This is a genomic window from Calothrix sp. FACHB-168, assembly GCF_963889195.1.
Classification (GTDB): Bacteria; Cyanobacteriota; Cyanobacteriia; order Cyanobacteriales; family Nostocaceae; genus Aulosira; species Aulosira anomala_A.
In genome coordinates, this window is sequence record NZ_CAWPNJ010000019.1 from 23,910 (window position 1) to 36,505 (window position 12,596).

The following is a 12,596-nucleotide window of genomic DNA, read 5'->3' on the forward strand; positions in this document are numbered from 1 at the left end:
CTATTCCATTAAATTGTATATAGCATCACTACTATCATCTTCTATTGAAGACATAGTAATTAGGTTGCTACCTAGTATTTGAAGATGATCTAAATTACTCTTCTTCAATAAATAACCAGCTAAATAAAATATCCTTTCAACTCTACCCAATAAATCTAGTGCAGGCTGATAGAAATCTTTAATAGGGCTAACAACAAAGTTCTTATAAACATTATTAGAAGGAAATGTAATAATATAAGCCCTATTTAATAAAGATAAAGCTAGTATAAGTAAATATTGATTATATCCTCCTACTGGAAAGAACTCAGATAATATATAGTAACTAGTTTCTTTTAGGGCACTGGAAGAAATATTTATATCTATATTCTTATATAAATCTTCAACTAATAATTCCAATGGAGTATTAGTACTATCCTGAGATAAAGATAAAGTTTTTCTTATAAGAATAATCTCATCTATTAAGGAGATGAATATTGGATTAAGTTCTGAATGTATAAAAGAATAAATTAAATTAGTTTTACTAAGACTTGTAGAATCAATACCTAATTTATAAGAGTAAATAACTATTCTTTTTAATATAGTGGCAGCAAAGAAAACCGAAGAGTTAGGTAGATATTCATTTACATCTAAGTTATAGTAGTCATATGCTTTAGGTAACCACACTTGTAAATAAGTTAATATCTTTATAATTTTATCTAAATCGAATATCTTAAATATCTTGAAACTATAATCATATATATCTACATCTACAGTCTCTCTATCTTCAAGTAGAAGATTTATAAAATCTTTAGAGAATTTAGATACCTTATCATTAGAGTTATTAGAATAAGAATTAATAATATAGTTAGTTATACTATTAACTAATTCAGAAGGATGATTATAGTGACTATAACTAGTTTGAATATATCTGTAATATAATAGAGAACCATATTTACCGCCCCATATTTTATTACCAGAATATAATAGATCTTCTAAGTATTCTTCTGATATAGGAGAGAAGTGATTAGGTACTATTAACTTTCTCTTATAGTAATGAGAAGAATATTTACTATTATCTATATTTCCTATATATGTTGTGGATAGAAATAATATTAAATAACTTTCTATTAATTTATTAAGGTCAGTAAAACTAATTACCTTATCTTTAATGCTTTCATATAGTATAGAAGATAACTCTCTTAATCTATTCTCTGAGTTAGAGGACACAAGAGATAAATTAAGCTGTCTTCTATATCCTAATATCTCAGTAGAATTCAAATCTCTCTTAAGAAGATCTTCTTGAATAGATGTAGAATCTAGGTAAAGGAATTCGTTATTATCCATTTTTCTAGACAATCTCCTATAGTTTTAACTGAATCATTTTTATAATTAAACTTATTAGCTATATACATAGCTGCTTTATACCTATCATTTGTCAATACTATATCTATATAGTCCTTAGAGAAATCATTTACATAATCCAAACTATTAAATAGATAATTTAGTTTGTTTATTAAATAGCTATCAGGATTGAATAGATCAAACATATCTAAAGAAACATTAAAATATTTCAAGTAATCTTTAGAAGATATTTCTATATCCTTAGCTAGGTTATAAATAACAGATCCATAGGTAGTAGGTATTACTCTCTCATTTATATTAAGTAACTGAGTTGGCTGCCATATATTATTAGAAAGCTGTTTATAATATCCAGAACTAGAAAAGTAATTATAAGTATTTAGTTCTTCTGTATATAAAAGAATAGATAGTATTAATTGAATATAAGGGGGAAATAGAAATAGAATAGCTCCACCAGCTCTACTATCATGTAAAGTTATTTCTTCTCCTTCTAGAGATGTACCTACCATAGACCTACCTATTAAATATTCGTAGAGGGCTACTTGAGCAGGAGTTCCATTAGAATATGCTACTGCTCTCTTAATAGTAGATATTAGATTATTGTTTAATGAATCGTTATTTAATATTGCTGGCATTACTTAATTTAATGATTCTATATAACGTATTAACTATATGTCTAAGATTATTGATATAACTGGTCAAGTATTTGGTAGATTAACTGTTATTAAACAAATAGGATTTAATAAAGATAGAAGAGCATTATGGCTATGTAAATGCTCTTGTGGTAATGAAACTACTGTAACAGGTAAGGCTCTAAGGGCTGGTACTACTAGAAGCTGTGGCTGCTTAATAGTTAGAAATGGAGTAGAGAAAACTAAACATGGAATGACTGATACTAAAGAATGGAATGTATGGAGAGGGATGATGAAACGTTGTTATCAACCTACTCAAGATAAATATCCTTTATATGGAGGTAAAGGAATAATTGTATGTGAGAGATGGCATACATTTCAGAACTTCTATGAAGATATGGGAAATGTACCAGAAGGTATGACAATAGATAGAATTGATAGTAGTAAAAATTATGAGCCTGAAAATTGCAGATGGGTAGATATATATGTTCAGAACAATAATAGAGGAGATTATAACGTTAGATGGAGTTATAAAGGTAAAGACCAAACAGTTAGTGAATGGGCTAGAGAATTAGGATGCAATAATACTACTTTATTTGAAAGGCAAAGAAGAGGATGGTCTATAGAAAAGATATTAAGTACTCCTACTAAACGTAAAAAGTCTGCTTAACCTTTAAGATACTTAGCTGGGTCTTGTGCTGCTCCGTTAAGTCTTATCTCTGTATGCACGTGACTACCAGTACTACTTCCAGTACTACCCATCTTACCTATTAATTCACCTTGTTTAACCTGCTGCCCTTCTCTAACTAATACTTCGCTAAGGTGTGCTGACATAGTAGACATACTGCCACCGTGATCTATTATTATCTGATTACCATAAAAATCACCACAACTATCTCCTACACCTCTAGAAGGAGGACATCCTGTGACAGTTCTAGTAACAACTCCATTAGCCATAGCTACTATAGGAGTGCCTACTCCATTAGCTATATCCCAACCTCTATGCATCTTTCCCCATCTCATTCCCCATTTAGAAGTAATAGTTCCTTTAGCAGGCATAATAAAGCCACCTGGACTAAGAGGCCCATCATATTTATAAGTACTAGTTGAAGTGCTGCCTGGAGTACCATTAACAGTACCTACAGCAGGTGCAGGATAACCTAGAGAATTACCACCACTAGGAACTACAGAATTAATCTTAGGGCTACATCCTGTATAGATAATCCTATCTTGTTGAGTATAAGGAGGAGGAGGACAGTTCTCTCCTTTTAGAAGAGCTGAATCTGCTACAAGATTAGGTAAGGCACCAGTAGGACTAGAATAATCTCCTGGTTGGGAACCTATAGAATTAGGAATTGGGGAAGTAGTGCCCAATAAACTACTAAACTCGCTACCTAGAGTTTCTACTATTTTATAATTCAGACCCCTCTCTATAGAATTAAGAGTTACATTACTGTTACCTGATTCTAAACGAGGACTATATTTCTTAACTGGGTCATAATCAGCATATAGTACCATTGCCTGTCTCCCCCATTCTGAAGGAGACACTACTTTAACTGGTGTATCTCTACCTAATTTACCTGAAGCTGCCTTAAGAAATGCTGCGGGGAATAGATTAATTATATATAACTCCGCATTATCTTTAGGGGGGCGACTAGCTCGTTTAGTCCAGTAATCCATATGGTATTTATCCCATAATTGAAGCTGTTTAACTGGCCCTGCATTGGCTAATCCTTTAAGAGAACCTCCTACTTCTTTCAGTCCTCCTTGATCAACTACAGTACTGAAACTGCATACTTGAGTAATACCTGTACATCCAGTAGGAGATACTAATCTACTATTGAATCCTTCTGCTTCTATCAATACCATCTTTACTATCATTTCTTCAGGTATTCTATATTTAGCTGCTATTCTATTTATCTCTTTAGTGATAGGTTCAAAGTCTGACTTTTGAATCCATCCTTTAGCTAGACTCCTTTCTAACGTCTTTTCTAATAAAACTCCCATAGATTTAACCTCCTGTAATTTAGGTGTATTTATATTTGGTAAGACTACTTCTGGAACTATAAAATTACTAGTAACAGAAGCAGCGAATAATAAGTTAATCAATATATTTAATTGAACTCTACATATTACTAGTAACTAGAAGTTAGTAACCAGCAATACCAAAATAAATCTCTTTAGTCTTAGGGAATTTAGCTAAGACATTAAAGAAATATTCTTTGTCAAATTTATAAGGATCTTTACTTTTCTTAGATAAATCTATCTCTGCATGTGTAACTATTCTAGTAGTAGGAACATTTGTTTTAGATATTAAGTAGCCAAGAGAATAATATTGAGATTCTGTATATCCAGTATGATAATCATTATCTAAATCTATATCTGGGGGGCTTTCTAGAACTACATGATAAGAGAAATCATCTACTGAGTTATCTACCTGCTCTCCATTAAAAGAACAGTTATATCCAGCAGAAGCTTTATTTCTAGAGTTAACTAAATAATTAATAGTACCGTCTCTAGAAATAAGAACGTGATAGCTACTAGAAGTATTATTATTCTGAAGATTGGCTATAACTTTATCTCCTGGAGAAATAGTTTCATGAAGAACTATTAAAGGATCATACATACATTAACTTCCATAAGCTTTAGAGAATATAGCTTTAGCATTAGCAGATCCTACATATCTCCAATGCCAAGGCTCATAAGTGACACCATCGAAATTAACTGGATTTGGATAACTATTCTCAAATCCAAACCTGCCAGCATTCTTAGCTAACCATTTATAAGCAGGTGTTCCATTGAAACTAGCTTCTAAACCTGTATTAACAGTGCTATCTAGGATATCTGCTGCGTAACCAGTATGGTGTTCACTTCTACCAGGAACAGCATTAACTCTAGATATTTGTTCTCTAGATTGACCTGCTGCTAACTTGCTATCCCATATACTTTGTTGAGTAGCAATACTTCTATATCCAGATTTTATATACATAAAAACATTATCAGCTTTAGCAGCTTTCTTCATAGCTTGATATGCTGCTGCTGCTTCAGGATGTAATCTCTGACCATTATCAGCTATTACAGTACTAGAAGCATTACTAAATATCTGACCAAATCCTCTAGGCTTACCTAATATATCTCTACCCTTCTCATTAGGTTTGTAATTAGGTGAAGTAGGAGTACCTCCTTGAACATCACTAGTACTACCTGGTACTTCTGTGCCATATTGCTGGGTTAGAGATTGAGCGGCGGTTTGTCTTGCTGCTGTTAATTGACTTTGAACTTGAGCCGCCTGTGTATATAACTCAGCTAACTTCCTTTCTTGATTAGCTATATACTCAGGAGTAAATATTACATTAGGAGTAACTGTTTTATTATCAGGAACTACTGGTTTAGATAATAAAGATTTCAATCCAGTAGGACTCTTTTGATTAGTTGCTTCAGTAGGAGATATAGCATATTTACCTTCTACCATTTCTGCTTTCTTAAGATGCATAGCAGCTAATCTTAGTAACTTAGTAGTCTTCTCTTCTCTAGAACCGCTTGATACTTGTACTATATTACCATCTGAATATACTACATTAGTCCCCATAGAATATTGAACTATATCGCCACCTTGGTTTCTTAATTCAATAGAAGAGGGTACTGTTCTATTAGAATATTTATCTTTAGGATCTGTAAGTAATTCAGGAGAAGAGTAGGAAGAATTTATTACTTTACTACCTACTGCCTTAAAGTATGATTCTTCTTGAGTAATTCTATTAGGATGTCCAGATACTTGGTTAAATTCTGAGCCTTCTACTAATTGATTAGGCTCTTGTAGTTTCCCTTCTTTATAGAATTGTTTATATATACCTTCAGTAAAGAAGCAGCCAACTATATAGCCATCTTGCATTACACCATTCTTAAACTGGACTAATACTGGTGTACCTTCTTCTAAAGGTTGAATAGTACCTACTCCATTGAAACCACTATAAGAAGTAGCTACTCTACATCCTTCTATTAGAATCTCAGTTTCAAATAGTTCAACATCATAGGTATTAGATATATGACTTTGTTTAGTTACATTAACTATTCTTCCTTCTTTTAGATTAGTTTCTGCCTGATATACCTTTTGGAATCCATGACTCCATGTATATTGATCGTTGTAATTAGATATAAAACTCATAAATTATTGATTAGGAATATATTGCTGCTTTTGGATAATCCATCCTTTGTATTCTTTTAACTCAAAAGATTTATTAGTAAGAGTTTTGTAGGAAAGTTCTTTATAGCGTCTACAGAATTCTTTAAGATTAATAGTCTGAAATACTTCTTTAGAGGGAGATATAAATGTATATAAGAATTTATTCTCATATGGTTTAATATTATTTACTATTTTTCCCTTAGAGTATTTAATAACTTTCCAGCCTATTGGAGATTCTCTACTACTTCCTCTAGCTAAATTAAATAAGCTATAAAAACTAATATTATGATCCTTAGAAAACCTTTTTAGGCTAAAAGTAGTATATTCCTCATTAGAAGGGCTTATTAATATATAATAATTATTCATTTTTCTTTCTTTAGTAATAGGCCCAGGAGCTTCCTTCCAACATTTACCAGTGATAACTCTTGATATATGAGTAGGATTCATATTTAATGTTCTAGCTATGGAAGTACAAGATTCTCCTTTAGAAGCCCTAATTCTAATTTGATAAACTAACTCATCTGTTAATTTACTATTGGGATTACTAATACCTTTTAAACCTCTAAATAGTTTATATTCTGTAGCATGTTTAATATTATCTAAACAGGTTACCCATTCTAAATTAGAATAATGATTATTAACTTTATTCCCATCTTTATGATTTACTTGATATTCATCTCTTCTTTTACCTATAGGGCCAGGAGGATTGCCAAGAAAAGCTAATGCTACTAACTGATGAACACTTTTAATAGTTTGTTTACCTTTTATATTTACATTAACTTTCTTGTATCCCCTCTGATCTAAAGATTGAGAGACTATAATCTTTTCAGTTTTTACTACTGAACCATCTTCATTAATAAAATATTTACTGTTAGGTACTGATTTAAACATAGTAGTGGGGGTTATATATCAATGTATATATAACGTACCATACTGAAGTTATTAAAAGTAGTATGCTGTAATCTGCGGTCGAACTTAAACTAGTTGTCCAACCCTTTTGTCCTTGTGCAACTATCTTATGTTGAACAGTTCTAATCTTATAGATAGGCAGCACTAATTTAGATAAAGTAGTTTTAGATCTACCTGGATTAGTTATACCTACCATCTCATTAAATAATTCACTGGGTTTAGTATTAAGACAGGGATCTAACTTATCGTTGTTAGATAAATTTTCAGATTCCTTAGCTATACCTTCTACTCTAGATCTGATTTCTTTATCTTTATTATTAGCTTCAGTGTAGTCACTTATAATCAGAATATTATTGTCATGAAGAAGGGTATTATAAACTCTTATAGCTTCTCCTGGATAAAATGTAGGGTCTCCTAATAATTTGACTTGGATACCATTTACATCTCTTGACCATATTCTAGCTGCTGACATACCTACAATAATGGCACCTTCATTCTCATTAGAATAAGTACCTATAGCTGCGTCATAACATATTTGTGTTCTACATGGTGGAGATGGATTTCTACCTTCTAATTGCCAAGGCATAGAATAGATACCTTGTTTAACAGAATTCAAAAGAGATTTACCTTGAGATTTAGTCTTAGCATCTATTACTACAAATTTATTAAAAGTAGCAATTGTGGAACTAAGAGTTTTAATGGATAGGATTATTTGATTAGGAGAAGGAGGGGCGGCATTTAATTCTTTAGGCCAAGTTCTAAAGAAATATGTTCTATATGATCTATCTTCATCTTCAAATCCTGAGAAGTCTATAGAACGGGGCCCAAATATAAAGTCTCCATTGACATGAGAAGCAAAGAAATCAGTTGGTCTCTCTTCTGATTTAGCCATATAATCTATGACTTCCATTGGAGTTTTATTAATAACTTGAATAGTAGAATTAGGATTACCTTTTACTACTGGAGGTCTCTCAGCCCATACATTTAATCTAGGCTCTGCTTTATGTGCAAAAGGTCTAAGTGTAGAATATCTAAGCCATTCTGCTGGATTATCTGTAGGTGGTTTAATAATCACACTATTATCAACATCAAAAGCGAATCCTTGTACATTCTTAGGGCCTAGATTTACTGGTTTCCAACATCTACATTCATCTTTAGATAGAGCCGTATAACCTGCCGCAGCATTTAATATTCCATGTAATAAAGGAATTCTATCTCCTTTAATAACACCTGTTGCATCTATTTCATTACCAGTATTAGCAACTCCTTGAAACTGAGGTAAAGATAATATTCTTGTATCAGCTAATATTCTAGTTCTATCTCTACAAGAAAGAATAAGTTGTAATCCTTTAGTATCTCCTGAGAATTCTAATTTATCTATAAATCCCCAGAATATAGGAGCTAAAGGTTTTTTAGAATCTGGAGTATATTCTTTGCCATTATAATCATTAAATCTAACTGGAGTCTCATCTAATAAATCTGCACTAATAGGTATAGTGGGTGAAGCTAAATAGCCCGCATATATTCTAATCTCATCTTCGTAAGTAAGATTAGGATAATTTCCTCCTCTATAAATGGATAAATCTGGTAGTGGAGGAACAGGTGTATTATGGTCTGGTAGATTACAAACAAGAATAACAAGAGCAGTAGAAGTTCCCCAATCTCTAACTAGTGTTACTTCTACTGATTTAATAGTCCATTCAAGGATTACTTCTTGAGTCTTCTTAGACTCAACATCTATATAAGTTCCTTTATGACTATGTTGAGTAGTAAATAGGATAGGTTGATTATTAGAATTACCTCCTGCATATGTTATGCAAGCAGCAGGAACATTCTCAGATTGAGACCAAACTTTCATTATATATATATACTAATTAAATATTACTAACTTTATATTTCATATTTGCTTAAGGAGTAAGCATAAAAAAATCTACTATTAATAGTAGATCTTAAATAAATATTTAATATAAATAGTTAACTATTATCTACCAGCAGCATTATTAACAACACCAGTAGTATTATTTTCACTAGAAGTAGTAGTATTACTCTTAGCCTGTTGAACAGTTTGATTGGGAATATATCTAATACCTTCAGCTACACCTTCCCATCTAACGGCTGCGACTCTTCTACCAGGCATAATACCTAAAGATACAGAGTCAGGCTTACATCTTTGTAATTCGTATCTACCACTAGCTGCTCTATTAGCAGGAATAGTACCTAGTTTACTAGCATTGACTCTAGCAGGAAGAATACTAGCTGCACCTAATCTATTAATTTGATCATTTGATCTTTGTCCTAAAGAAGCATCATCAATGATTAGTCTAGTAGCTAGTGCATCAAAAGTAATCTGGAATCTAGGCCCTCTAGTTAATTGAGAGTCTCTAGTAATAGTATCAGTACCAAAGGTTCTTTCGATAAAAGCCATATCAACTAAACCTTGTTCTAATACCCATGCTATTTGGATTTCACCGTCTAGATAGATAGGAACTCTTTGACCTAGCTCAAGATATGTTTCAGTTGCATTTCTTACTGAGAGAGTAAGAGATTGAAATTTACCAAACCAAGCAATCTTTCCACTAGAAGTATCTTGGCACCAAGTCTCAAAATCATATCCTTGAAGAGGATCTAAACCAAAGTTATTGACGGGAGCGTCATATAAATTTGATACCATAATTTATTTTATTAACCAATATGATTCAATGCCCAAACTGTACATCAATCAACATAGTAAAAGATGGGAAAGATAAGTATAAAAAAAGATGACTTAAATAAAGTAAGTCATCTTTTAAGTATTTATAAACTAATAATTAATTACTAAAAGTAACTAGACCAGTACCACTGTCTCTAATTAGAGTAATGTAGATTTCATCTACAGCATATAGAGGTAAGAAAGATAAAGAAATATTCAATCTACCATTGATATAATCATTAGCACTATTATTACTATTATCTGCTACAGAAGGTGAGAAGTTAGCTATCTGTTGATTTCTAAGTCTTTCCCCCATATATGCGTTAATAGCAGAAGTTATTTGAGAACGTAATAGATTAGTATGTGGTTCAGCTTTGTATTGCTGAAGTAGATCATATATATCTTGTCTAATAATATCGTAAGTACGTCTAATAAATATCTTCTCCCAAGCAGGATCAGAAGAAAGAGTTCTACCATTAGTGAACACATAATTCTGAGTAGCTGGATCTAAAGCTAATATTTCTAATCGAGCATCAGTAAGTAATTGAAGAGCGCTCATAGTAGAAACCTTTATAGTATCTACTTCAATAACATTAAATACAGGCCCGCTAGTTCTTCTAGCATTAGGCCCAGCAAAGAATGGAGTACTTGCTAACTTACCTGCATAGATAGCATCAGGAGATAATCCAAATCTAGGTGCATTAGGTTGTCCCGCATAGGTAGACCAACCTGCTACTATAACAGCTCTTCTAGAATCAAATCCAATTGTTTCTTGAGAAGCTGCATTTACACTAACATTAGGTCTTGCATTAATAATAGCTACTCTAAGTCCTTCTAATTCCTTAGCTGACTCAGCATGAGTTATTAAAGCAGCTTTGATATTAGGAGAATTATATTGACCAGCACAGAGTACTATATGAACTGGTTGACTTTCAAAAGATCCTAATGCTGCTATATAATCACTTTCTGTTATAGGAGGGCCATCATATCCATTCTCTAAAGAGAGATTAGTTAGATAAGTGGGGCCATAATAATCAGGATGTCTAATATCTTCTAAATCAGTAATAGAAGAATCAGGCGGCGCTAATCTTTGAGGAACTGTCTCTAATAGAGAAACTTCATAAGATAAGGGGCTATTAAACTTAGGTAGAAATATACCTCTTACATAAATAGAATTCTTTAACTGATTAAGAAATCCATTAGCATCTACATCAGTGAAATCTAATATATAAGATTCAGGACTTAACTTAGGATTAAAATTAGAAGAATTTAAATCTTCAATAGATAATCTGAATTTCTTATTAGAGAGGGGATAAACAGAAACTCTAAGTTGATTTCCCCAAGAGCCTTCACTGACAGCTAATAGTCTTAGTAAAGGAGCCCCAGTTTTAGAATATAAATCTAAGACTGCATTTCTAGGGCCTTCTACACCACCTTGAAAGAATTCCGAATCTTCATCACCATAAGGAGTTATAGTAATACCTGGATCTTGATCATCTAATAGAGTAAAGTAATAACTAAATTTATTACCTAGTAATCCTGTATAGTTGGGATCTACTTCAAATACTGCTCCATTATCTGCTGTATTTCTAGTAATCTCTCCAATAGGAGATCTACCAATAACAGTACTACTAAAATTAGTAACAATTTGGTTAGGTAAATCACCTTCATTAATAGGAATAGAGTAGATATAACTATCTGCTCGGACAGTGAACTGATCTCCTACTTTCAGAGATATATCAGTTGTTTGACCTGCAATACCAAAAGTTAAAGATAATCCATCTGTTACTTCTACAGCAACACCCTTACCATTCTTTACATCTACAGTTATAGAATCAGTTATAGCTGACCAGTTTATATAGACTTTCTTAAGGGAGTTTTCTTCTTCTACTGTAATTAAAGTACCTGTAAGAGAATTAGTAGGTTCAGTTCCTAAAGGTAGGAATACATATTTAACAGTAGCATTGACACCAGATATCCCTGTAACTCTAAAGTAGAATCTTCCACTATTAGTTCCAACAAAGCTACCAGAGCTGGAAATAAAAGCAGTTATAGGTGTTGTGCTTCTATCTATTACTTCACCTAAAAACTTAATATGGAAAAGTAAAGTATTAACTTTCTCAGCAACTCCAGAGAAAGTAACATTACCTTTTGCTAATTTAGAAGAACCTAGTACCCTAATTAGAGAAAAATCAACTGCACCTTGATCATAGGCAGCTTGGAAAGCTAACGATCCTTTCTTAATATCAGAACCATATCTATTAGCAAAATCAGTAAAACCTGTAATAAAACTAGGAGTATTAGCTGGGCCTCTACTGAACTCCCCAACAATACCAATTCTATTTCTTATATTCTGGCTAATAGGCGTTCTACCTACATTAGCCTCATTAAATATTATATTTGGAACTTTCATGCGAGTAATTAAAAAACGTTTACCTATAGGTCATACTCATTACGAGAGTAATTGATAGGTAAACGTTCTTAGTAAGCAGTTATTTAAAAGGGTATAATTCGCTTACTTCTATATGTTCCTTTTAGAGATAGTATACCCTTTCTATTTCCAGGCATAGATATTAGCTCTATAGAAGGTAATTGAACTTCTAGGAGGAGAAAATAAAAAGGTTTATAATCATTCTCTATTATTAATCTTTTAGGTCTCTGTAAATTAATCTTAGTTTGATTAACTATACCTCTTTCTATTTCAAACTCTCTATCTAAATAATTTATAGATACATCAGTAAAGTGACCAACCTGCTCCCATTTATTATCTATAAAGTATTCAAGTTTAGCAGGAAACCAACAACAAGGATCTAGAGTAGTTTTACTAGAGCTTAGATAATCCATT

Annotated in this window: 11 protein-coding genes; 1 reads left to right on the plus strand and 10 read right to left on the minus strand. The window is 32.2% G+C overall.

What is annotated here, in order from left to right; genetic code table 11:
* A complete protein-coding gene (locus tag AACW45_RS10870) occupies positions 1-1,323 on the minus strand; it encodes a hypothetical protein (RefSeq protein ID WP_190627578.1) in 1,323 nt (440 codons plus the stop codon).
* Positions 1,296-1,973 carry a hypothetical protein gene (locus AACW45_RS10875; RefSeq protein WP_190627580.1) on the minus strand — a complete coding sequence of 226 codons (678 nt, stop codon included), beginning with the start codon at positions 1,971-1,973 and terminating at the stop codon, positions 1,296-1,298. The genes AACW45_RS10870 and AACW45_RS10875 overlap by 28 nt, the downstream gene beginning before the upstream one ends.
* 37 nt (positions 1,974-2,010) lie before the next feature.
* Between AACW45_RS10875 and AACW45_RS10880 the strand changes: the two genes are divergently transcribed.
* Positions 2,011-2,640 carry a hypothetical protein gene (locus AACW45_RS10880; protein WP_190627582.1) on the plus strand — a complete coding sequence of 210 codons (630 nt, stop codon included), beginning with the start codon at positions 2,011-2,013 and terminating at the stop codon, positions 2,638-2,640.
* On the opposite strand, the gene AACW45_RS10885 is transcribed toward AACW45_RS10880, so the two are convergent.
* From AACW45_RS10885 to AACW45_RS10920, 8 genes are all read right to left on the minus strand, one after another.
* Positions 2,637-3,977, minus strand: a complete 1,341-nt coding sequence (locus tag AACW45_RS10885; protein ID WP_190627583.1) for a M23 family metallopeptidase — start codon at positions 3,975-3,977, stop codon at positions 2,637-2,639. The genes AACW45_RS10880 and AACW45_RS10885 overlap by 4 nt on opposite strands.
* Before the next feature lie 142 nt (positions 3,978-4,119).
* Entirely contained in the window at positions 4,120-4,596 is a 477-nt protein-coding gene (locus AACW45_RS10890; RefSeq protein ID WP_190627584.1) for an N-acetylmuramoyl-L-alanine amidase, read from the minus strand.
* A gap of 3 nt (positions 4,597-4,599) precedes the next feature.
* Entirely contained in the window at positions 4,600-6,135 is a 1,536-nt protein-coding gene (locus AACW45_RS10895) for a M15 family metallopeptidase (protein WP_190627585.1), read from the minus strand.
* A 3-nt stretch (positions 6,136-6,138) separates the two neighbouring features.
* A complete protein-coding gene (locus tag AACW45_RS10900; RefSeq protein ID WP_190627586.1) occupies positions 6,139-7,044 on the minus strand; it encodes an HNH endonuclease in 906 nt (301 codons plus the stop codon).
* Positions 7,037-8,920, minus strand: a complete 1,884-nt coding sequence (locus AACW45_RS10905; protein WP_190627587.1) for a hypothetical protein — start codon at positions 8,918-8,920, stop codon at positions 7,037-7,039. Before AACW45_RS10905 ends, AACW45_RS10900 begins: the two co-directional genes overlap by 8 nt.
* A 123-nt stretch (positions 8,921-9,043) precedes the next feature.
* Entirely contained in the window at positions 9,044-9,733 is a 690-nt protein-coding gene (locus AACW45_RS10910; protein ID WP_190627588.1) for a hypothetical protein, read from the minus strand.
* Between the two features lie 136 nt (positions 9,734-9,869).
* Positions 9,870-12,164: a phage tail sheath C-terminal domain-containing protein gene (locus AACW45_RS10915; RefSeq protein ID WP_190627589.1), complete on the minus strand. Its 2,295-nt coding sequence runs from the start codon at positions 12,162-12,164 to the stop codon at positions 9,870-9,872.
* Between the two features lie 83 nt (positions 12,165-12,247).
* On the minus strand, positions 12,248-12,595 hold the full coding sequence (locus tag AACW45_RS10920) for a hypothetical protein (protein WP_190627590.1): 348 nt from the start codon (positions 12,593-12,595) through the stop codon (positions 12,248-12,250).
* Position 12,596: the final 1 nt, after the last annotated feature.